We start from the raw sequence: 21,132 nt of genomic DNA on the forward strand, positions 1-21,132 counted from the left end.
TATGCGGTCATTACTGTCCTAGCAGGGTGGTCGTCCGCTCTGCGCGAGATACTCTCGGTGAAAGACCACCGGGCTACAATATCCATCACGCTCCTAGGCTAGGAAGCGATTCCCATGAGTACGTCTCCGCCCCAAAGTGACTTGCCAATTGCTGGCGAAAACGCGGGCGAAAATATTGAACATTCTGCCATGCTCGAAGCTCCCGAGCATGTCCTTAGCACCCTTGAAAAAGATGGTTCGCGCCGTTGGCTTCGGCCTCGTTTGGCAAAGGGTTTTTGGTGGAAACGACGGCGAGCGTTCGCGTACGCATTGCTCGTTTTTTTTGTGGTCTTGCCTCATATTCGGATTGGCGGCCTGCCGCCTGTGTTACTCGATATCCCGGCGCGCCATTTTACTTTACTCGGTTATACGTTTTTGGCGACGGACACGTTGCCGCTTGCGCTTGCGATGCTGTTTGGGTTATTGTCGATTGTGCTCGCTACCGCGCTGACCGGACGCGTGTGGTGTGGTTGGGCATGTCCGCAAACGGTTTACATGGAATATGTGTTCCGCCCGATCGACCGATTGTTCGAAGGAACCAAAGGCAAAGGTGGCAAGCCTAAAGAGAAAATCGAAGGTTGGCGACGATTTGCTCGATGGGGCGTCTATTTGGTGCTTTGCGCTTTGCTTGCCAATACTTTCATCGCCTACTTCGTCGGCACCGATCGGTTATTCCAATGGATGCAAAGTTCACCGTTCCAACATCCGGTTGCCTTCTTGGTGATGTTCGGTATGACGGGACTGATGATGTTCGATTTCCTCTATTTCCGTGAACAAACTTGTTTAATCGCATGTCCCTACGGCCGGTTTCAGTCGGTGATGCTAGACCGGCAAAGCTTGATTGTGGCCTACGATCCAGGTCGGGGCGAACCAAGGAAGAAGGGACGACGAACCGAGAATGATGATGCGGGCGATTGCGTTGCATGTAACCAATGTGTCGTCGTTTGTCCGACAGGGATCGATATCCGCGATGGATTGCAGCTGGAATGCATTAATTGCACCCAGTGCATCGATGCATGTGATTCGGTGATGAGCAAGGTGAACAAGCCAGCCGGTTTGATTCGCTATAGTTCTCAAGACGCTTTGGCGGGGAATCCGCCAAAGTTGCTACGTTTGCGGACCATCGCCTATCCCGCAATCTTGGCAGTGGTTGGGATCGCTTTGTTTCTTGTTGTGTGGAACATGTCAGGATTTGACGCTCGTCCACTTCGCGACAAAGGAAGTCCGTTTACGATCCAAGACCAAAATACCATTAGCAACCGTTTTCTAATGCGATTGGTAAATCGCACGAATGAAGCACGCGAATACACATTCGAAATAATTGAGCCTGAATCGGCGTCGCTTTATTACGTTGACACGGAAAAGCCGAAGTTGGACATCGACGAGCAAGCGAGATTTCCGTTTCGAGTCGAAGTCCCAACGAAAACATTTGGCCCATCAGGAAACGCCAATGGGAAAGTACGGGTTACGGATGATGCAGGAAACGAGCGAATACTGAAAATGCAACTCCTTGGACCACGAAGATGAAAAGTGAATCGAATCGAATCGCGAACCATAGGGCGGCTCTCCGCTGGGGTGGCTTCGTTGTCGGACTTCTGACACTGCAAGTGATCGTCGGTGTGGTGGCAATCATTTTGGCAACCAACGACCCCTCCGCCGCTGTGCTGCCAGACTACTACGACAAAGCGTTACATTGGGATAACCAAAAAGAGGCTGAAGCGGCGTCGCGAGAACTGGGGTGGAAGTTCACGCTGCTGGCGATGCAAGAAGGAGACAAAACGGGGATTCAAGGGCAATTGAAAGATGGGGACGGTTCACCCATTTCGATCGCATCGGGAACGCTCGAGCTTTATCATCATTCGCGCGCATCTCAAATTGACAAGATTACGTTGCCGCCAAGCAGCCAAGGAACGTTCGGAATTTCAGGTTGTTTGCCGCAGGACGGACTTTGGCAAGCCAACCTTGATGTGACCGACGCTAATGGAAAACGGTTTGTAAATTCCCAAGTCATGATGGTAAAAACGCCTGACGCATCCGTGCGCATAGGGAGCTAGCCGTGTTCACTCTCGGGATGGCGGTGTTTGTCGCCAGTCTAATTGGCAGTCTTCACTGTATTGGCATGTGCGGTCCGCTCGCTTTGTGGGTCACCGGTGGTGGAGCAAGCCGAGCAACGATCACTTCATACCATCTTGGTCGGCTTGCCACTTACATGATTGCGGCAGTCGCGGCCGGTATTCTAGGCGCGGCTGTTTCCTTCGGTGGTGACATGGTCGGTTTTCAATCGGCCGCGGCCAAGGTTGCAGGAATTTTGTTGGTTCTGGTAGGACTTTATCGGCTTGCACTTTTGCATCCGAGGCTGAGTGGTTTCGTGACGCCATCGAGCGGGCCGTCAACGGTGGCTTCAGTGCTTCAAAAAGCCAAACCGTTGATCGAGCGTCGTGGTGCCAATGGCAAGGCGTTTTTGGGCGGCTTGATTACCACATGGTTGCCATGTGGATGGCTTTACCTTTTCGTTTTGGTCGCAGCGGGAACTGGCAGCGTCGTCACGGCGATGGTGGTGATGTTCGCGTTTTGGATCGGAACGCTTCCTGCGTTGACGACAATGTTGGTCGGCATCCAATCGTTGACGCCCAAGTTACGCAGTGCACTGCCGATCGCTACAAGTCTGCTACTGATCGTGACGGGACTGTATACCGTGACCGGTCGAGCCGCAGTCGACGTGTCGACATTGGTGTCTCCGAAATTGGCTGAGGAAATTACACCAACATCGCTGATCGATTTGACAGACGAACCATTGCCATGTTGTGCCGCTGAAGGTGCCGACGACGTCGACAGCGAATCGCTTTCCAAGGAGGAGCCCCCATGTCCTTTGTGTGTCCAAAAGTTGGAGGACGAAATCTCTACGGCAGGTGACATCGTCGCCGAGGTCGAATCTGCGGAATGAATACCGCGTCGAAAAAAAAAATGTCCCCAAATGATCCGCATGAACAGGATCAGGAAAACAAGTCCGGCGAGACTGTCGAATGTGTCCATTGCGGATTGCCTGCACCACGACCGCGTGATGAATCCGAACCTGCGTTTTGCTGTAATGGATGCCGCGGCGCATGGCAATTGATTCATGGTTGGGGGCTCGAGGATTTTTACTCGTTGCGAGCTTGCGAGCCGTCCGAAACCTTCGCCGACAAAAAGCAAAGTACGTTTGACGACCTCGATGATCCGAAACTACTTGCCCCTTCGGTCGTGAAAATGGTGGTTGGCCCCAATGGTGTCCAACTTGCCAAGGTACGTCTCTCGATCGGTGGACTGCATTGTGCCGCTTGCGCGTGGTTGATCGAACAAACGCCGAATCACGTGATTGGATGGTATTCGGCGGAAGTTCAGATGCATTCCCGGTCGGTGCAGTTGGTTTATGACCCCTCGGTGGTGCGGTTAAGCGAACTGGCGCGATTGCTTCACCAAATTGGTTACCGCGTTGGCCCGTTTGATACTTCGAGCGAACGAAACGCGAGTGAGCAAGAAAGCCGACGTCTGTTGGTGGATGTCGCAATCGCGGGTTTTTGTGCCGCCAATGCGATGTGGATTGCCGTGGCTCTTTATGCGGGCGCGTTTACCGGAATCGACGTATCACAACGCGAATTGCTGCGCTATGTCGGTGTCGGTCTTGGGGCGTTAGCGGTGCTCGTGCCCGGACGCATTTTCTTTCGTGGCGCCCTAGCATCGCTTCGGATGCGGATTCCCCACATGGATCTGCCCGTGGCTTTGGGGTTATTGGCCGGATTGCTCGCCAGTGTTTACGGGTTGTTTGTCGCAACATCGGAAATCTACTTTGATTCAATTGCGACCTTGGTTTTCTTTTTGCTGATTGGTCGATGGATTCAATTGCAGCAACAGCACCACGCCGGCCGATCGATCGCGGCACTTTTGAATCTAACGCCCGCTGCCGCTACTCGCGTCGACGAGGGAGGCGTATTAACGCGCGTTCCTGTTCGCGAAATTGAACTTGATGACACGGTTCAAGTTGGGCCGGGTGAGAGCATTCCGGTTGACGGGACGATTACTGTGGGGGATTCGTTTGTCGATCGTTCGTTGCTGACCGGTGAGAGTCGTCCTATTTCGGTTTCGGTTGGGGATCAGGTTGAAGCGGGAACCGATAATCTTGAATCCGACATTCGAGTTAAGGCGACGGCTATTGGTGAAGCGACTCGGTTGGGAGAACTTTCGCAATCGGTCGCTGCTGCCGCGGCAAGCAAAACGCCGATTGTTCAGTTGGCTAACCGTATTGGTGGTTGGTTTGTAAGTGTCATCTTGGTATTGGCGGCGTTGACGGCGATTGTGTGGTGGCGGATTGATCCATCGGTTGCACTGAACCATAGTGTTGCGCTGTTGATTGTGGCTTGTCCATGTGCTTTGGCGCTTGCTACTCCGCTAGCGATTGCCGTGGCGGTTGGACGATTAGCAGAACGCCGGATCTTGGTTCGTTCTGGTGAGTCGTTGGAGCAACTTGCAAAACCAGGGACTGTCTTTTTCGACAAGACGGGCACGTTGACGGCCGGACGTATGCAAATGACCGCTTGGCTAGGGGATGATGATGTTTTGGCGGCGACCGCGGCGATTGAATCTAACGTCGCTCACCCGATCGCACGTGCGGTCGCTCAGTATGCCAAATCAAAAAATGCCGAATCACGAACGTCGACGGACGTGAACAACCGTGTGGGCGTTGGCGTTGAAGGGACCGTTGACGGATCGCGATACATGATTGGTGGCATGAAAGTGTTGTCACCAACCGGTGTTGCTCCTTCGCAAACCCAGCAATCGAAGATTGACGAAATCCTTGCTCTAAGTTCAACGCCGATCGTGATTCTGAAGGACGGTGCTGTGGCGGCGGTGTTAGGCGTAAGCGATCCGATCCGTAGCGAAGCGAGGGATGTGATAGGGCAACTTCGCCGAGGCGGATGGAGTGTATCGATGTTGTCAGGCGACCATCCTTCGATTGTCCAATCCGTAGCAAGCGAATTGGGGGTTGCCGCTGAACATGCGTTGGGTGATCAATCGCCGGAGCAAAAACTTGCTGCCATTCAAGCGGCTAAGGGGCACGGTCCGGTGGTGATGGTCGGCGACGGCGTCAACGATGCGGCGGCGCTAGCCGCAGCTGATGTAGGAGTGGCATTGCGGGGCGGCGCGAACGCCAGTTTGGCCGCCGCGCCAATTTTGATCGGAAATAGCCACCTTGGCGGTATCGTGACGTTGGTCAAAACCGCTCGGCGAACGTCACGGTGCATTCGCGAGAATTTTGTTATCTCCATTGGGTACAATATCATTGCGGCACTGTTAGCGATGACGGGCGTGATTAGCCCGTTGATCGCGGCAGTCCTTATGCCCATCAGTTCGCTAACGGTCTTAACCATGACGCTTGCGATGCCCAAAGTCCAAGAAACGCAAGTCACACTCCATGCGGAGGCCAAACCATGAGTGTCTTGATGGTCGCACTTCCTGTTGCTTTGGCTCTCGGTGCGTCAGCCATGATCGCATGCGTTTGGTCGATCCGCCGAGGCCAGTTTGACGATTTACAATCGCCATCGGTTCGCTTGCTAGTGGATGAAAAACCGGTCGATGCGCAGAAAAAAGAGACGTAACCACGCCTGTTTTCAACGTTGGTGAATGTTACACGATCCGTTCTCGCAGTTTTTTCCAGCTAACTTGTATCGCCGCTTGGCGACTTGGTTGTAGAGCCATCCCCATAGAGCTGCCGTGCCGGGGAGGTGCATCGCCGGTGCAGCCAACCAGAGCAGTGGCAGGCGGCGTGACAAATATCGAACAGCATCCGCCCCACCATGCCGGTTTCCCCTGGTGTCCACCACATACATTCGGCTCATCAAATCGTCATGAGGCAAATCTGGGTAACGCTCAGCGACTCGTGGATCGTGCAGCGAGATGTACGACAAACGAGAGCCAATTCGGTCCAATCGCTGAAGATTTCGCACTTGCGAACGGCAAAAATTGCACTCGCCGTCGTAAATGACGACATCTGAATCTGGGTTCGAATCAGGGTCCGGAAATGGGTGCGATGCGGAGGTCATAGAATCTCAAACGGAACGAACGCAGGTGCAAGGGCTCTTTCGGATAACCGACAATTACCGAGAAAACCAACGTGATCTACATTCTAAACCCCTCGCTAGCTCTATACTATCGAATATGGGAAGCCTTGATCGAGCGTATCGAAAACGCCAAACCTGTGAAAAATAAGCATGAACCAAGTTGAATCTCGCGTCCGCAGTGCCCGTCGCCGTTTAATGCTCGCCCAATTCGGCCGCAATCTGTGTTGGACTCTATTCGCAGCCTCGCTGGTCGCGATTATCGCTATTGCGATTCCGGCAATTCGGTCGATGGAGATCAATTTCGAGAGCTGGACCTACAGTTGGTTAACTGGCTCGGTCGTCGTCGCGGTGATCATAGCGGCGTTGTTTGCAGCCATGACCGCTCCGTCGGTCGAATCCGTCGCGGCGGAAGTTGACCATCGATTTGGCCTTCGCGAACGACTTAGTAGTTCGCTTAGTTTGAAACCAAAGTCTCGCCAGAGTGACTTTGGTGTAGCGCTCGTTAATGACGCTGAGGCGAAGGCGGCCGAGCTCGAAGTCGCCGAACGATTTTCTCTTAGGCCTGCCAAGCTCGGTTGGTTGCCTGTGGCAATGATTCCTGTTCTTGCCATTGTGCTGTTGCTCGTTGAACCCGCAAAAAATTCGAATGCTGGGATTGTGAAGGAGACCGATTTGGCGGAGGTCAATCAAGTTAAAACCGTCGCATCGCAGCTGAAGAAACGGATCCAGCAACAACGTCGGAAAGCCGAGGCAGAAGGATTGAAGGAAGCGGAGGTGATGTTCGAAAAGATGGAAAGTGAACTCGACAAAATCACCAAAAGTGAAAACATGGATCGCAAAAAGGCGATGATTGCACTGAATGATCTGAAGAAGGAGCTCGAAGAACGCCGCGAGCAACTCGGTTCGCCCGACAGCATGCGAAAAGCAATGTCACAAATGAAAGGACTTCAATCAGGCCCCGCCGACAAGGTTGCCAAGTCAATTGAAAAAGGCGAATTCGGAAAGGCGGAAGATATGGTGAAACAACTAGCGAACAAGATTCGCGATGGGAAATTGTCTGATCAAGAAAAGGAACAACTCAAGAAGCAAGTCGAGCAGATGAAAAAGCAGCTCGAAGATGCGGTAAAAGAACATGAGCAAGCCAAGAAGGAATTGGAACGAAAAATTGAGCAAGCTCGCAGAGAAGGGCGTGGCGAAGACGCTGCGAAGATGCAGCAGAAGTTAAACCAAATGAGCCAAAAAGATGGCCAGATGCAAAGGATGCAGCAGATGGCCGAAGCGATGGGAAAAGCATCCCAAGCGATGCAACAAGGGAACGGATCACAGGCGGCGGATGCACTTGAACAAATGGCCGATCAGCTTGGCGACATGCAACAAGAGATGGAGGAACTCGAAGATTTGCAGTCGGCACTCGATGAACTCTCGCAGTCCAAGAGCCAAATGCGTTGCGAAAAATGTGGTGGTGGCGGTTGTAAGAGTTGCCAAGGAAACGGGTTTGGCGATGGGCCTCCGGGCGAAGGGCTAGGCAAAGGATCCGGCAAGGGCGATCGCCCCGAAAGTGAAACCGATACGAATACTTACGATACCCAAGTCCGCGGGCAAGTGAAAAAGGGAAAAGCAATCATCGCTGGGTTTGCAGACGGTCCAAACCGAAAAGGGATCACGCAAGAAGACGTGAAACAATCGATCGAAGCAGCACTCAATGAGCAGAGTGATCCGACCGAAAATCAAACGCTTCCGCGAACCGAGCGAGAACATGCGCAGCAATACTTTGACAGCTTGCGAGAGAACTAACCTCGCCAAGTAGGCCGTTTCTTGCGGGCGTTGGGATGGTGCTTGATCACCAAGTGCGGAGCATCACGGCCCGATAGCTTCTTGTGCTCAGGTCGCCGACTGAGCCGAACGAGTTTGGCTCGCAGTCGCTTATCCTTGTCATATTGGTCGTCGTCCAATTCGAACTCGACCCACATGTTTTCCTGGAATGGCATTTCTTGTTCTTGTGAATTGCGATCCCAGCCTTGCCAAACGCTGCGATGGAAAAAGACATCTTCGCGATAATCTTCGGCATCGATAAAGCCAAATTCACCTTCGGGGTTCACAAAACGAATGGTGCCTAAACGACGCTTTTGAATTCGATAGGGAATCTTCTTTTCGTCATCGTCATCGTCATCGTGTCGCCCCATTGGAATGGTGTCTCTGTGTTGGTTGTGAGGTTGGTTTTCAGTTTAGTTCCGCAGAGCCGGCTTGATCTTCGATGCCGACCCATCGTGCGACGGACCGCGATGTGGCTCGTCGAATCAGTCTTGGCCACATTTGGTCGGAGTTTTCAAAAACCGCCTCGGCCGTTGCTGGAACGAGATGCCACAGTCCCGCGTCCATTTCACCTTGAAGCCGTGCCGGCTCCCATCCTAGATGCCCAATGATCAATCGGTAAGGCCCTGGTTGTTTCTTGACCAAACCTTCGAGATGCTGTTTTTGGGCAGCAACATAGATTCCATGGCCGGTTTCTGCTTCGGCGTATTCGCTCAATTGATGAATCGCAACAATTGGACCACTCAGAGGCCCGCCAAAGTGGACCAATCCCGCTGGGGAATACTGATCGGGCATCGGCGAAAAACTGTGATGTTGGCTCTTTGTCACACTTCCAAGCCGGTTTTCCGTCGAATCACTCGACGGACTTGCTTCATCGTCATCCAATTGCCCACTAAGATGGCTGAGCATCGACATTAATGCCTTTGGATTTGGCAGCATTGGGCGGTTTAGCATGACTCCGATCACGGCTTCCTCGTCATCATGGACTAGCAAACAGACGCCGCGTGCTAACACGGGATCGTCCATTAGCGACGAGGCTACCAGTAAATTTCCCGTTAAGGTTTCCATGTCAAATCACTCAAATAAGAAGGAATTAAGCAGCTGCCAAAATGACAGTTGCGTTTCCTCGCATCTATAAAGAGGCAAGCGGCGCGCCAAAGGTGACCTGCGTTTTGAATTGTAGGGATCAAAACCTCAGGCGGCCAAATAAAATGACGGATAGGGTGGTCGTCGCCCGGCCGAAAGGTGAGAGAATGATTTGGGTTTCGATGCAGATTGTGTCCATGGCGCTGGGTTCAAGAGCCGGGCTCAAAAATAGGCAAAAGGTTCCCCAGAACGTGACCTCATAACCAACGGCGGTAGATTCCTTGAGGAAAATGAAAGAGGACTTGCCGGTTTTGACACCGGATCAGCGGGATTCGTCGCCTGAATTAAAATGGGTCGACAGTTTTAGCCGGTTGCTCGATACCCACTTTCGCATCCCAGGGACGCGCGTTCGTTTCGGCGCCGATTTTATCATGGGGCTGATTCCCGGTCTTGGCGATGTTGTGAGCATGGGGTTATCCGGTCTCTTAATCGCGACGATGGCAAAGAAGGGGGCCAGTGGACGGTTGGTCGTTCGCATGCTTTTGAACGTCCTGGTGGATACAATCGTCGGTGCTGTTCCGGTTCTTGGAAATGTGTTCGACCTGTTCTACAAAGCCAACTATCGCAACTTGGAATTGATGCGAGAGTACTATGACGAAGGCGAGCATACCGGCAGCGTTTGGCCGGTGATCGGATTGGTGCTGGTGGTGATCGTCGTTTTATTAGCGGTAATCGCTTGGCTGCTCCGTTCAATCTACCGATCGATTTTCGGTGGATAGAAGCGGCGGATAGAAACATGGAAATGTTGACTACTTTTGAGAAAATTCGCTCGAAATTTCTTTCAAGCCAGCAGCATCAAAACGGCCCGAGTGAACGATGATGCGATATCGCAGCGTGAATGATTCGTTCTTGGCCAAAGTACGTGGTGCATCTTGAATCACTGCGGGGCTAAAGTAAGTCATTGGGCCAGACGTATCGCGGATCACGTACCAGTGACTCGGTGAATTGAGATTCGCGGGGTGAGAAAGGATCGCGATACCACCGGACGAATCGCCGATCGATCCGGCATAGTCGACTGCATCAGCGCGAAAACGATGGCGCGACTGTTGTTCTTGAATGTGCCCCTCGCTATCGTTTGCTTTGAATAAGGCCGCATCGCGTGCTAAACGCACCGACAAACCTGCGTAGCCACCGTAGGCTTTACCGCCGGGTTGATCGGGCAAAGGAGTCCGGTCTAGGACAACCCCATCGGCTGATGACTTGAACGTCGCCGTCCAATCGATGGTGTAATCGTCAAGCGAATTGGGCGGTGCTATTTCAATGGTTCGGTGCTCGGTCAGTACGGGTGCTTGATCAGGAACATGGTACGTCAAATCCATTTCAAAACGAGCAGAATGGTCGCTGTCGAGTTGCACACGCACATCGTTCCAATCGGTCGTTCCATTGCTTTTTCCGGTCGCTCGATCTTCTTCCCAATAGTTCACGCCGTTGATGAATTTCCATGAAAACCAAAGCCCGTAGTGCCAAGGGTGATCGTCGGGTGAAGCCCATGTCAGCGTGTTGCCACCGGGTAGGTTAAGCGGGTGAAAGTATGGTTTGGTGAGTGTGTCACCAAAATGAAACTGCCAAACAATTTCGTCTTTTTGCGTCGGAGTTTTTTGTGCCAACAGAGCAACGGATCCGTCGTTTGTTTTCCAAGCGTAATTGGTTTCGATTGCGAGCGATTGTTGTACGTTATCGTCGCATCGAGCCGACGTGGCTGCCGCAAGCGAGGTGGCTGCTGCAAACGCTGTTAGAGCCAATAGGTGACGCAGTGTCATTTCGATTCCTTCGCCAATCGTCGTTCCAATTGGGCTTGATAGAGATTCATTGGTGTTAGTTCTTGCGGGTTGATCGGTTCGATCCAACGGCCTTGTCCGACGGATGCCGGTTCTGTTGATTTGACACCAACCATATTCATTTGGTCCGGTCCCCAATCTTTTGGCCATGATTGTAGCTTCGCCGATTGAATACCCCAAAAAGTTGTCCACGATGCCGCGTGTCGTCCAAGCGCCGCGCCTCCGCCTGATTGGAACATGCGAGACCCTTTTCCAAGATCGATGGATGTGAACAAATTGGCGTGCGGGGCATGACAATGGTGGTCAAAACAGAGGTCGATGCCACGGCCACTCGCAGCCACATTGCCCGCCGACCCTCGCGTAACGGTGATGTCATGCATGAAACGCGTTCGGAAATCAAAGGACGTTAGCAGATTGTCTTGTCCGCCGAGGGTGACACCGTGATGTCCAGTTGCTTTCCGCTTTGGTTCGACTTTACGTTGCGATTCGAACACGATATTTTCGGCGGTTGTGTTGATACCGTGCAAGAATATTCCACTATCCGCGTTCAAAATTCGCAGGTTTCGTAGCCAACAGTTTCGCGTTCCGCTTAGAGCAATCGCGTTAAAACCAAGTTCGGTAAAATGGCCTTCGTACGGAATGGGTGGAAACTCGAAACCGAGCCCTTCGATGCCCGCTTCTTCGACGCTACTTCTTGCTGAATAGATTGTTGGTTTCCAACGCAATTGAATGTCCGTACGAAGTGGACGATCCAACGTGATTTTGTTGAGCTCTTTTTCGATTGCGGTCACGCGAGCGACAAACGTAACGGATGCACGATTGCCAAGCTTATCGATTTTCCCCGAATCATTGCTGTAGAGATACTTAGCCAAAGATTGGTCGTGGGTTTCCGATAGTGTTAGCCTTAGAGAATCACCTACGTTCAACTGCTTCACGCTTGAAACGATTAGCGACGTATCACCGCGTTTCGTTGCTTTCGTCACTTCGGCGAGTTTCTTTCTCGGAAACGAACCGGATACCGCAATGAAGCCTCCGGACCACGAATAGTTGCTCGTTCGTCTGCCCGTCGTCGTTGCTCCCCAATTGGGTTTGATGTCGTTGAGTGGCGTAACGAATCGCAAAATTGACCGGTCCGGTCCGGCACCTTGTAACACGGTCGATGATTGTTTCACCGAAAGCATTTTTGTGATGACATACGCACCGGGCGGAACAGCAATCGTTTTGCCACCCGAAGCGTCGATCGCTTTTTGAAACGCTTCGGAGTCATCCGATTTTCCGTCACCGACGGCTCCGAATTCCTTTACCGACACGTCTGCCTTGGTGTTTGGCAAGGGACGCTCGCCACGATGGTAGCCGGCGTACGAAAAATCGGGCAGCCGGCTGGTGGGTGTCCATTGCTCGCCCGTTTGTCCCCATAGCTGGGAATGAACGGGTTTGCGGTCCTTGTCATTGCCAAATGCAACCGAATGCATCGAGCAAACCAATAGCAGCACCAATAGAGTCCAACGACCTAACCATGAACACATAGCGAGCCTTTTCGTGGGCGAATTTCGGTGTCGTGGCAGTGATTACGGTTTCGCAGGGGCGAGGGCGGGCTGCTTTTGCGAAGACGTCGCAGTAGGCGTTGCATCGGCTGGTAAGTCGCCAAGTGCATATTGGATCCCGTCTAGCATGTGCTTAAGCATCTTGGGATTGGCAAAGGTTTCTTCACGGTGTCCAAAGTTTGTGTAGAACAACCGTCCTTCGCCAGCTGTTCGTAGCCAAGACACTGCGACTTCGCGAGGGCCATCGTTAATCCGTCCGGAAACTTCGTCCTTGGACATGTCCAAACTGACCAACAGCCGAAGCACTTTTGGGCCTTGGTAAGTTTCGGGGTTGTATTGATAGATTTCATCCTGATGCCAAAAACCGTTGCCTTCAAACGCTTGATTTAAGACGTGGTCAGGGTCGTCGAGCTTGAATGCCCATGTGCCACCGGCACCCCAAGGGTGTCCTGCGAAAATACCGCCAATCAAATCGCGGCATTGGGGGTACATGTCAAAGTTGTCGCTAGCGGCATGAATACCAACGATTCCTTTGCCATTGGCGACGAAGTCCATGATCGCGTTTGCTTGCGCAGGAGAATCAAAACGCAACCGAGTTGTGTTGTTCAGCAGAATCGCGTCGTACTTTTTCAGATTTTCTTCCGTAAACACGTCATATGTGTCGGCCAAGTCGACCTCGAACGCTCCCGATTTTTTTCCGAGTTGTTCTATTGCTAAATTGCAGTGAGGAATCGAGGAATGGACAAAGCCCTCGCAGCGATAGAAAACCAGAACGCGTCGAGGCTGTTTCGGCTCGACCGCCGTTTTTGCTGGCGCGGCCTGAGCAATCGCCTTTTGTTGTTCAACGGTGATCGGCTTAAAGGTTTTCGCTTTTTTCTGTTCCCAGGCGTCGGTTTTGCCATCTGCAAAAGATGTCACGGGGAAAGCTGCAAGTAGCAAAACGAAACAGAGTAGTTTTTGCATGGGAGTATCCATGGTGGAGGTAGGAAATCGCGTCGACGGGAACGCCGAGGTTTAGGGTAGGAAGCCCGATTATACATAGAACGAGTGTTAATAAAGAGGGCCGCCGCTTGCGTTTTCTCGCTTCTTCGATTCAAACACGGTTATGAGTGAAGAACTTGCTGCTAACGACTTTCCTACCTCGGGCCGGATTGCGGCTGTCGATTTCGGCAGCGTAAGAATCGGGATCGCGATATGCGACCCTGACCGGATTTTGGCCAGTCCGTACGAGGTTCATCCAGCGACCGATTGGCAACAAGACGGTGGCTATTACCGTCGATTAACGGAATCCGAGAGAGTTGTCGGCTTTGTCGTCGGATTACCGATCCATTTGGATGGCGGAGAGAGTGAGAAGAGCAAGCAGTGCCGAGAATTCGCGCAGTGGTTGATGAAAGAGACCGCAGTGCCGGTGCGGCTATTCGACGAGCGATTCACAACGGCCGACGCAAAAAACCGCATGGCCGGAGCAGGCTACACTCGAAGCAAGAAGAAGAAACGCATGGACGCTGTCGCAGCCTTTGTGCTGCTAGAATCCTTTATCGAAGCATGCCGATATCGTGGCGAAATTGCGGGTGAACCAGTCGACTCACCACCCGAAGGTGGCGAGGGACTTGGTTAGGCCGCTTCGCTACAAGCCAACGCGTCGATTAAATCGCCAAATCGCTTTTCAGCTTCGCGGCGGCGACGGATACGTTCGGCAACGCTCCACTTCGAGCGGATCGCCATCACGCGACGAGAAACCTCAAGGTCTGATACGCAAGTCTCATTTTGAACCATCGTTGCCGATTCCGAGACGTTTTCTTTGAAAGTAGCAGTTAACATCGGGTGAATCCCTCCTGATAAGGTTTTTAATTCGCCTTTGATTGGCTTTTTCGCGCAACCAAAACATCCTAGCGAGCTGTTTGTTGTCATTTCGGCGAACATCGCCGTTGACGAAGTCTAAAAGGGTGCAATCAGCGTGCCAAACATGCCATTTGGACTGGCGTATTTCCTGGAAAGTTCGCAAGAAAGCCGCGTTTGTGACGGTTTTTCCATGATTTACGGGGGAAAAACCAGAAGGAAGAAGAATGTGGGCCGCTGTGGCTCAGTCCAAAGGTCCCCATTTGGAACGCTCGAAGGCTTGTAAGTCTTTCAATTCCCTGCTCGGAATTACCATGACCTCACATTTGTCGGCAGATTCACCCGCGATTGCGACAATTAACCGTTGCCAGATTTCCAGCCGGCAATGCCCTTGCAAGTCAACATATTGAAGTTGCTGCTGGGCGTCATAAAGCATGCCGTAGATCTGCTCTTTGGCATCGAGGGACCAGACGAACGATCCATCAGGCTCGAAATGGAGTCGAGGTTCCTGCTCTAAACGGTCGGCGGCGTCTTCAAAACTCGTCGCAATCGGCCCTTGGCTGGGGCCGTACAGATATACGTGGAAGGGTTGCATCGAATCCACCTCAAGTTTGCTGCATCGCCGCAGCGAGTTGTTCATAGGTTCGTTTTGCATCAATCTTACTGCCGCGATTATCCAACGCGATTTGATACAAATGTTGCCCACAAGCGGTGGGGTAGGTTCCCGTCACACAAGCTCGGCATAAATGATCTTCCGACAACCCGATCGCACGTGCAATCGCACTGACTGGTAAGTATCGCAGCGTGTCGGCTCCGAGATCGTCGGCGAGTTTCTGTTGAGATTCGTCCGTCAATTCGCCGCTAACGCCGAAGTATTTTGGCGCGATCAATTGGTCGATTGTGCTCATGTCGATCCCGTAGAAGCAGGGCGCAACGATCGGCGGGCAAGCGACGCGGACGTGGATTTCTTTCGCCCCGCCCACTTCGCGGATTCGGTCCAGTAGCACATTCATGGTGGTGCTCCGGACGATCGAATCTTCGACTAAAATGACGCGCTTCCCTTCCAGGACTTCGCGAAGTGGGGTGTATTTCGTGGCGGCTTTTGCTTTTCGTGCTCGACCACCTTCGATGAACGTCCGGCCGGCGTATCGATTTCGGATCAATCCTTCGCGGCACGGAATTGACAATTTGTACGCCATCGCATCGGCGGCGGCTTTGCTAGTATCGGGTACGGGAACGATGATCGTGTCTTCGTCGTCAAGCGGAACGTGGCCAAGTTCTCGTTCGGCTCGAGCCAATTCTTCGCCCAAATGCGTTCGGCTTAAGTAAACGCTGCGGTCATCGAGCGTACTGGCGACATTCGCAAAGTAAATCCACTCAAAAAAGCAATGCGATGGGGTTTGGGGGTCTGAAAACCGCTCCATCCGAAAGCCTTCTTCGGGATCGATGATGATCGCGTGGCCTGGTGGAAGCGATTTAATTTGTTCGTCTGAGAATCCGAGGTTCAACAGGGCAACGCTTTCGCTTGCCGCGGCAAACAGCGGCCCATCGTTGACGTAACACATCGGTTTGATCCCAAGCGGGTCACGGGCGACGATCATTTCTCCCTCGGCCGTCAGAACTGCAATGCTGTAGGCACCATCGAATTCCGCCGTGGTTTTCCGCAATACGTCGATCCAATCAATTCGCTCTTGACTCTGGCTAAGCAAGCGTCCGAACTCATGCAAAATGATCTCGGTGTCGGTATCGAGCGTTAAGTGGTGATCGCCATCGGCAAGAAGGCGTTCTTTGAGTAGCCCGTAGTTGGCTAATTGGCCGTTGAAGCAGAAGCTAAACCATTTCCGTTTGTGGATATGCATTCGTTCGAACGGTTGGGCATAGCTTCGGTCGTCCTGGCCGCACGTCGCGTAGCGGACGTGGCCGATTGCGGCACGCCCGGCAAGCTGTCGCATTAACGATTCGCATTTGGCGCGGTGGTTCAGCCGGAATACTTCGGTGACGGTTCCGACATCTTTGAGCGTTCGGAGCAATGACGGTCGGTCGGGGTCATAAGTGGTCATGCCCGCTGCTAATTGGCCGCGGTTTTGGATGTCTAGCAGCATCCGGGGCAGCAGACGCGAGATGTGTCGGGGGCCATCGGAGGTACACATCGGGCTTCGGCCACGGCCGGAAAGATGGTAAATGGCCGTAACACCACACTCGTGATGCAGTTCGCTCATATCAGATGGTTCGCAGGTTTTTGGATGCAAAGAGATGAAGAAGGCTGCATGAAATGTACGCGGGGCTTCCAAGGTCGTCGATTCCCCACCACAATTTGTCTTCGCTGTTTATTTTAGAAGACAGCAAGAAAACCGTAACCGACTCTCATTAAAACGAGCGTTTTGACTCGTTTCATGGATTTATTTTTGTATGGCCGAATCTGACACTTCTCTAATCCAGCACCGCAAAGCAGCGATCGATCGATCTCGATGTGTGGTGGTGAAAGTCGGAACCAGCGTTTTGACCGCCCCAGATGGCAGTTTGGATCAACATCGTATTAATTCGCTTTCCGCACAACTGTGCCGCATCGCCGACTCCGGACGCCAAGTTGTCATGGTTAGTAGCGGGGCGGTGGGGGCTGGTGTTGGAAAGTTGGGGCTAATAAGCCGCCCATCCGGTCTGGCTCAATTACAAGCATGTGCCGCGATTGGACAAGCCTCGCTCATCCAAGCCTACGAATTGGGACTTTCGGCTGGCGGTCGTCATGCGGCTCAGGTTCTTTTGACGGCAATGGATTTGCGTCGGCGCAGTGGGTATTTGCACGTTCGCAATGCTCTAACCCAACTTCACGAATTCGGCGCGATTGCCGTGATTAACGAAAACGACTCGGTCGCGGTTGCCGAATTGATGACGACGTTTGGTGACAATGATCGGCTTGCCGCCCATGTTGCTGGTTTAATGAATGATACGTTGATGATTATTCTGTCGGACGTGGATGGGCTATACGATGGCCCGCCAAATTTGCCCACCAGCGAGCGGATTCATGTTGTCGAGACACTTGATGAGTCGATCTTGGCACTCGCCGAGGATCACACCGGCAGCATGAGCACAGGAGGAATGGCCAGTAAGCTAGAGGCAGTCACGATTGCAACCTCGCATGGTCATACCGCCATCATCGGCCCTGGTCACGACGACACTGTGTTGGACAAGATTTTTGCGGGCGAACCAATCGGTACTTTGTTCCTGCCGCATGAAAGATCGATCAAAGGACGTCGCCGCTGGATTGGTGGTACGGCTCCGGTGGCTGGAACATTGCACTTAGATGAGGGAGCATCGAAAGCGGTGTTCCAAAAAGGAGGCAGTCTATTAGCCGTGGGAATCACAGATGTGACGGGGACCTTCAAGCGAGGGTCGGTGGTATCGTTGGTCGACCCGAGTGGTCACGAAATCGCCCGAGGTTTGTGCAATTATCCCTCAAGCGAAGTGAGCCGCATCTTGGGACAATCAAGCGACTACATCGAAGAAATCCTCGGAACCCGTCCTTACGAGAACGTTGTTCATCGCAACAACCTAGTGCTCAACCGAAACAACGACTCGGATTTGTTTTAACCCAGCGGCCGTTGGATTGGAGATACACACCGCCTAGCCCGGATTATTCACGGCCGCTGCTTCGCGGGGTGATTGGCAACTGAATTGGGTTGAGTTGGTGTAACCGTGGCTGCTGAACGCCGACAAGGCGCAAGGCCCCCTTTCCCCCATTGAAACTTTGCATCCGATTGGCTGACTTAGTCCGTAGGTAGAAGCGATGGACGGTACCCTGCCAACGCTTCGGCCACTCGTCGGAGATGGTTGGCCCACGGCCAACTTGAAGAGATTTGCACGCGTACTCGGCGTGTGCTGAAAACCACGCGACAGGCCACCTTGATCACGTGAGTTCGCCAGGTGCAGGCGTGGCCTTTACCAAGTGGATCCCGACGGCGACGGCGAGTGTGATGGCGGCGTTTCACAGACGGCCTCTGTGCCTCTAGAGGTATTTCGTCGCAGCCAGGCTCCTCCATCGTCGGTTTGATTTCGGCAATGGCACGAAGCCGAACCAAGAGGTTCGCCGCCAGAGAATGCATCATCACTCGAAACAAGTTCGCCATGTAGCGATGATCACTTAAGCGATCACAGCACAGCTCGCACTTGAGTTCCTTGTTGCGATTTTCGCTCTCGCCCCGATCGGAGTATTCCTCGTAAACGCCCCCAGGACACACGTTTGCGCCTGGACGATTAGTGACCACGGCTCGTCGATTGGTGCCTTGAGAATTCACCTCGCACTTGATCACGATGCTTCGTGATTGTGACCAAGTCCTGGCTTGGTAATCAATTAGCAGAAAATTCCTTTGCCCCTCGCCGGTCGCTTGAAACGCCGCCACGCTTTGCTGCAAAAGCTCGTCGCTTTCGCGTTTGACACGGGAATTCATTTGGTAACCGATGCTGTAAAGAACCTTGTCGCATCGCTCCAACGTTTCGTACATATGGGGAACTGCGAAACCCGAATCGGCTCGAACGTGGATCATTACACGGGGAAACCGCTTGCGAATCTTCTCGATTACACGCTGCAAATCATCGGCGGCACCCAAGCTTGCATGTGCCGAACCGAACAGCAGACTTGGTAACACGATCATATCATTCTCGGCACAAGTGATCGCGCGAACTTGATATTGGTACTGGTTGTAGAAGCCGTGAAAGAGAACCAGTTGCTGATTGCCATGAGCGGGATCGTCGAAGGTGTCAATGTCCAGCGTGATTTCTGTCGGCTCTCGCTCGAAAGACTCGACGAAGCGATCGATGAACCAATCTTCCATTTGAAGGAGGTTTCCCGCAGTGACTGTGTTCTCGAGCCTTGAAATGGTCGGTTGGCTAGCCAAGTCATCGTCGTCGGGAGACTGCTCAGCGATCAGTTTAAAGATCGGATCGCTTCGGAGGGAGTCATGGTCGTTTTGATCTTCGTAGCCGGCGATGATACCGAAGATGCGTTGCCGCACGATGGAGAGCGCGGTGTGTTGAGGATCACTGCGTGGATCGGAAATCAGGTGGGTAAAGGTCTCGGTCCAGCGCAGTTTCTGGTCCAATTGAGAGAAGGCGAGCAGCCCGCCGTCGGAGGATAGCTTCTCCTGGACTTGCTCAAATTGGATGGGACGATTCTGAAAAAAACCGAAGACAAATTGCTGCGCAGACTGTAAGCTCATGAGGGGCCTTTTTGGTTTGTCGAAAGTGCTTGTTAGCTAAACACTTAGACGTCAGAAAGGCCCTTTTTGTTTGCACCCTCGTGAATAATCCGGGCTAGGTGGGAACTGGTTGCCATCGCGAACCAGGCCATCAATCGTTTGTCGCGGAGGATGATATGTGTGGAGTGTCAGCGCAGGGGCCCAACACTATGCATAGGCCCAAGGGTCTCGTTCGGGGCGACTTTGCAGACTATTCGCTTCGTCGTCGTCAATGAATCGTTCCGTCTTCGGGTCGATCTGCAACGTGCGACCCAACAGCCACGATAGGGACGCAGCATGACAGGCGATATGGGATCGACGCATCACCATGGCATTGGCGGCAGTCTGTCCTCGCGTTTTAACACAATCAAAGAAATCGCGAGCGTGTGCTGAAACATCGAGCCCCCGAACTTTCTTTGTCTGCGGCGCCAATTGCTTATTCAGCGACTCCGGCTTCGCCACGATCCCGCCACTATCGCCAGTTTCCACCGACCCTTTGTCGCCAACAAAACGCACTGGGCATGTACCCAGTTCTTGGACCCAGCCGGGACGCTCGCCAAACGGAGTCTTTAAGAATTCCAGTACCAATTTGACGCCGTTGGCATAATGACAGGTAATGTCATTTTGGCCTGGGACATACTTGATCGGCATCGTATCGTCCGCTTGGTTTGCCCATTGACACAAATCTAACGTGTGAGCGCCCCAGTCGAGCAGCTTTGCACCAGAGTCGAAGTCGTAGTAACCTCGCCAGCGACCTTGCACATACTTTTCGTTGTAAGGGCGCCACGGCGCAGGGCCGAGCCACAGGTTCCAATCACAAACCTCTTTCGCGGGAGTCGGCTGACTAGGTAGCCACGTCGTCTCGACTCCTGGCTCGTAAATGGTTGCGTACAACGTATGCAGTTTGCCGAGCTTTCCGGTATGAGCCAACTCGACCGCTTGCTGAAAGTTTGGCACACTTCGTCGCTGAGTACCGGCCTGGAACACTCGGCCGGTTTCTTTGATCGTATCGGACAATTGCTGACACTTGGCGATCGTCAACCCGCATGGTTTTTCGCTGTAAACATCCTTGCCCGCCTGCGCCGCCATGATCGAAGCAGGTGCGTGCCAACGGTCGCCGGTCGCCACGATCACTGTGTCAACGTCTTGGCGATCAAGTAGCTCGCGAAAGTCACGGTACAACTTGCACGATGGATTGCCATAGTGCCCGTCAACGAGTTTCTTCCCGGCGTCACGTCGGCTCTGTTGCACATCCGCAATCGCGATGCACTGTACATCGGCAAGCCCCAGCATGGCGGTCAGATCGTAAGTGCAACGTGGCCCGATACCGATCACGCCCAGCGTGATCCTTTCACTCGGCGGAGTCGCGCCGTCGCGTCCAACTGCGGTCGCAGGCACAATGGTGGGAATGGCAGATGCGGTACCAAGTGCTACGGAGGATTTGACGAAAGAGCGTCGGGTCAGGTTTTGGAGTGGGGGCATTCGAGGGACCTCGTGGTGGTTGGACGGTTATCTTTCTAATCTTAGTCTTATTTCGCGGCTCGATTGTGGTGGATCCCTGCAAACCCCGAAGAAACCAAACGGGGCCAGCGAAGAAACCAAACGGGGCCAGCGAAGAAACCAAACGGGGCCAGCGAAGAAACCAAAC

Annotated in this window: 20 protein-coding genes; 9 read left to right on the top strand and 11 right to left on the bottom strand. The window is 53.0% G+C overall.

Annotated features, from left to right (window positions below):
• Positions 1-114: 114 nt before the first annotated feature.
• The 5 genes from ccoG to ccoS are packed head-to-tail and all read left to right on the top strand — an operon-like array spanning position 115 to position 5,672.
• Positions 115-1,566 carry a cytochrome c oxidase accessory protein CcoG gene (gene ccoG / locus CA13_RS19095; protein WP_146399300.1) on the top strand — a complete coding sequence of 484 codons (1,452 nt, stop codon included), beginning with the start codon at positions 115-117 and terminating at the stop codon, positions 1,564-1,566.
• Positions 1,563-2,093, top strand: coding sequence for a FixH family protein (locus CA13_RS19100; RefSeq protein ID WP_146399302.1), 531 nt, complete (start codon positions 1,563-1,565; stop codon positions 2,091-2,093). The genes ccoG and CA13_RS19100 overlap by 4 nt, the downstream gene beginning before the upstream one ends.
• 2 nt (positions 2,094-2,095) lie before the next feature.
• Positions 2,096-2,983, top strand: coding sequence for a sulfite exporter TauE/SafE family protein (locus CA13_RS19105; RefSeq protein WP_146399304.1), 888 nt, complete (start codon positions 2,096-2,098; stop codon positions 2,981-2,983).
• A 20-nt stretch (positions 2,984-3,003) separates the two neighbouring features.
• A complete protein-coding gene (locus tag CA13_RS19110) occupies positions 3,004-5,508 on the top strand; it encodes a heavy metal translocating P-type ATPase (protein ID WP_419194568.1) in 2,505 nt (834 codons plus the stop codon).
• A complete protein-coding gene (ccoS, locus tag CA13_RS19115; protein ID WP_146399308.1) occupies positions 5,505-5,672 on the top strand; it encodes a cbb3-type cytochrome oxidase assembly protein CcoS in 168 nt (55 codons plus the stop codon). Before CA13_RS19110 ends, ccoS begins: the two co-directional genes overlap by 4 nt.
• A gap of 12 nt (positions 5,673-5,684) precedes the next feature.
• On the opposite strand, the gene CA13_RS19120 is transcribed toward ccoS, so the two are convergent.
• A complete protein-coding gene (locus CA13_RS19120) occupies positions 5,685-6,116 on the bottom strand; it encodes a thiol-disulfide oxidoreductase DCC family protein (RefSeq protein ID WP_146399310.1) in 432 nt (143 codons plus the stop codon).
• Positions 6,117-6,284: 168 nt separating this feature from the next.
• On the opposite strand from CA13_RS19120, the gene CA13_RS19125 reads away from it, so the two are divergent.
• On the top strand, positions 6,285-7,928 hold the full coding sequence (locus CA13_RS19125) for a hypothetical protein (RefSeq protein ID WP_146399312.1): 1,644 nt from the start codon (positions 6,285-6,287) through the stop codon (positions 7,926-7,928).
• Here CA13_RS19125 and CA13_RS19130 read toward each other — a convergent pair.
• Positions 7,925-8,317 carry a cold shock domain-containing protein gene (locus CA13_RS19130; RefSeq protein WP_146399314.1) on the bottom strand — a complete coding sequence of 131 codons (393 nt, stop codon included), beginning with the start codon at positions 8,315-8,317 and terminating at the stop codon, positions 7,925-7,927. The two genes, CA13_RS19125 and CA13_RS19130, sit on opposite strands and share 4 nt — an antisense overlap.
• Positions 8,318-8,354: 37 nt before the next feature.
• On the bottom strand, positions 8,355-9,014 hold the full coding sequence (locus tag CA13_RS19135; RefSeq protein WP_146399316.1) for a YqgE/AlgH family protein: 660 nt from the start codon (positions 9,012-9,014) through the stop codon (positions 8,355-8,357).
• A gap of 308 nt (positions 9,015-9,322) precedes the next feature.
• On the opposite strand from CA13_RS19135, the gene CA13_RS19140 reads away from it, so the two are divergent.
• Positions 9,323-9,811, top strand: coding sequence for a DUF4112 domain-containing protein (locus CA13_RS19140; protein ID WP_146399318.1), 489 nt, complete (start codon positions 9,323-9,325; stop codon positions 9,809-9,811).
• Positions 9,812-9,841: 30 nt separating this feature from the next.
• On the opposite strand, the gene CA13_RS19145 is transcribed toward CA13_RS19140, so the two are convergent.
• The 3 genes from CA13_RS19145 to CA13_RS19155 are packed head-to-tail and all read right to left on the bottom strand — an operon-like array spanning position 9,842 to position 13,377.
• Positions 9,842-10,852, bottom strand: coding sequence for a DUF6807 domain-containing protein (locus tag CA13_RS19145; protein WP_419194569.1), 1,011 nt, complete (start codon positions 10,850-10,852; stop codon positions 9,842-9,844).
• The gene (locus CA13_RS19150) at positions 10,849-12,396 is read right to left on the bottom strand and encodes a glycosyl hydrolase family 28-related protein (protein WP_146399322.1); all 1,548 of its coding nucleotides are present in this window, start codon (positions 12,394-12,396) and stop codon (positions 10,849-10,851) included. The genes CA13_RS19145 and CA13_RS19150 overlap by 4 nt, the downstream gene beginning before the upstream one ends.
• A gap of 42 nt (positions 12,397-12,438) precedes the next feature.
• A complete protein-coding gene (locus CA13_RS19155) occupies positions 12,439-13,377 on the bottom strand; it encodes a ThuA domain-containing protein (RefSeq protein WP_419194570.1) in 939 nt (312 codons plus the stop codon).
• Between the two features lie 142 nt (positions 13,378-13,519).
• On the opposite strand from CA13_RS19155, the gene ruvX reads away from it, so the two are divergent.
• A complete protein-coding gene (gene ruvX / locus CA13_RS19160; protein ID WP_146399326.1) occupies positions 13,520-14,032 on the top strand; it encodes a Holliday junction resolvase RuvX in 513 nt (170 codons plus the stop codon).
• On the opposite strand, the gene CA13_RS19165 is transcribed toward ruvX, so the two are convergent.
• The 3 genes from CA13_RS19165 to CA13_RS19175 form a co-directional block, all read right to left on the bottom strand.
• The gene (locus CA13_RS19165) at positions 14,029-14,235 is read right to left on the bottom strand and encodes a hypothetical protein (protein WP_146399328.1); all 207 of its coding nucleotides are present in this window, start codon (positions 14,233-14,235) and stop codon (positions 14,029-14,031) included. The genes ruvX and CA13_RS19165 overlap by 4 nt on opposite strands.
• A 262-nt stretch (positions 14,236-14,497) precedes the next feature.
• The gene (locus CA13_RS19170) at positions 14,498-14,908 is read right to left on the bottom strand and encodes a hypothetical protein (RefSeq protein ID WP_146399330.1); all 411 of its coding nucleotides are present in this window, start codon (positions 14,906-14,908) and stop codon (positions 14,498-14,500) included.
• Positions 14,859-16,472, bottom strand: coding sequence for an amidophosphoribosyltransferase (locus tag CA13_RS19175; RefSeq protein ID WP_146399332.1), 1,614 nt, complete (start codon positions 16,470-16,472; stop codon positions 14,859-14,861). Before CA13_RS19175 ends, CA13_RS19170 begins: the two co-directional genes overlap by 50 nt.
• Positions 16,473-16,662: 190 nt before the next feature.
• Here CA13_RS19175 and proB point away from each other — a divergent pair, with 190 nt between their 5' ends.
• On the top strand, positions 16,663-17,841 hold the full coding sequence (proB, locus tag CA13_RS19180) for a glutamate 5-kinase (protein WP_146399334.1): 1,179 nt from the start codon (positions 16,663-16,665) through the stop codon (positions 17,839-17,841).
• 176 nt (positions 17,842-18,017) lie between these two features.
• Here proB and CA13_RS19185 read toward each other — a convergent pair whose 3' ends face one another.
• Positions 18,018-19,466 (bottom strand): IS1380 family transposase, encoded by a 1,449-nt coding sequence (locus tag CA13_RS19185; RefSeq protein ID WP_146399087.1) that lies wholly within the window; start codon positions 19,464-19,466, stop codon positions 18,018-18,020.
• Between the two features lie 186 nt (positions 19,467-19,652).
• A complete protein-coding gene (locus CA13_RS19190) occupies positions 19,653-20,966 on the bottom strand; it encodes a Gfo/Idh/MocA family protein (RefSeq protein WP_419194571.1) in 1,314 nt (437 codons plus the stop codon).
• Positions 20,967-21,132 lie beyond the last annotated feature (166 nt).

The sequence above is a fragment of the Novipirellula herctigrandis genome (assembly GCA_007859835.1).
Classification (GTDB): domain Bacteria; phylum Planctomycetota; class Planctomycetia; order Pirellulales; family Pirellulaceae; genus Novipirellula_A; species Novipirellula_A herctigrandis.

Bases quoted from the DNA above. Each gene is read 5' to 3' on its own strand.
- ccoG (WP_146399300.1), top strand. From the start codon at position 115: ATGAGTACGTCTCCGCCCCAAAGTGACTTGCCAATTGCTGGCGAAAAC.
- CA13_RS19100 (WP_146399302.1), top strand. From the start codon at position 1,563: ATGAAAAGTGAATCGAATCGAATCGCGAACCATAGGGCGGCTCTCCGC.
- CA13_RS19110 (WP_419194568.1), top strand. From the start codon at position 3,004: ATGTCCCCAAATGATCCGCATGAACAGGATCAGGAAAACAAGTCCGGC.
- ccoS (WP_146399308.1), top strand. From the start codon at position 5,505: ATGAGTGTCTTGATGGTCGCACTTCCTGTTGCTTTGGCTCTCGGTGCG.
- CA13_RS19120 (WP_146399310.1), bottom strand. From the start codon at position 6,116: ATGACCTCCGCATCGCACCCATTTCCGGACCCTGATTCGAACCCAGAT.
- CA13_RS19125 (WP_146399312.1), top strand. From the start codon at position 6,285: ATGAACCAAGTTGAATCTCGCGTCCGCAGTGCCCGTCGCCGTTTAATG.
- CA13_RS19130 (WP_146399314.1), bottom strand. From the start codon at position 8,317: ATGGGGCGACACGATGACGATGACGATGACGAAAAGAAGATTCCCTAT.
- CA13_RS19135 (WP_146399316.1), bottom strand. From the start codon at position 9,014: ATGGAAACCTTAACGGGAAATTTACTGGTAGCCTCGTCGCTAATGGAC.
- CA13_RS19140 (WP_146399318.1), top strand. From the start codon at position 9,323: ATGAAAGAGGACTTGCCGGTTTTGACACCGGATCAGCGGGATTCGTCG.
- CA13_RS19145 (WP_419194569.1), bottom strand. From the start codon at position 10,852: ATGACACTGCGTCACCTATTGGCTCTAACAGCGTTTGCAGCAGCCACC.
- CA13_RS19150 (WP_146399322.1), bottom strand. From the start codon at position 12,396: ATGTGTTCATGGTTAGGTCGTTGGACTCTATTGGTGCTGCTATTGGTT.
- CA13_RS19155 (WP_419194570.1), bottom strand. From the start codon at position 13,377: ATGCAAAAACTACTCTGTTTCGTTTTGCTACTTGCAGCTTTCCCCGTG.
- ruvX (WP_146399326.1), top strand. From the start codon at position 13,520: ATGAGTGAAGAACTTGCTGCTAACGACTTTCCTACCTCGGGCCGGATT.
- CA13_RS19165 (WP_146399328.1), bottom strand. From the start codon at position 14,235: ATGTTAACTGCTACTTTCAAAGAAAACGTCTCGGAATCGGCAACGATG.
- CA13_RS19170 (WP_146399330.1), bottom strand. From the start codon at position 14,908: ATGCAAAACGAACCTATGAACAACTCGCTGCGGCGATGCAGCAAACTT.
- CA13_RS19175 (WP_146399332.1), bottom strand. From the start codon at position 16,472: ATGAGCGAACTGCATCACGAGTGTGGTGTTACGGCCATTTACCATCTT.
- proB (WP_146399334.1), top strand. From the start codon at position 16,663: ATGGCCGAATCTGACACTTCTCTAATCCAGCACCGCAAAGCAGCGATC.
- CA13_RS19185 (WP_146399087.1), bottom strand. From the start codon at position 19,466: ATGAGCTTACAGTCTGCGCAGCAATTTGTCTTCGGTTTTTTTCAGAAT.
- CA13_RS19190 (WP_419194571.1), bottom strand. From the start codon at position 20,966: ATGCCCCCACTCCAAAACCTGACCCGACGCTCTTTCGTCAAATCCTCC.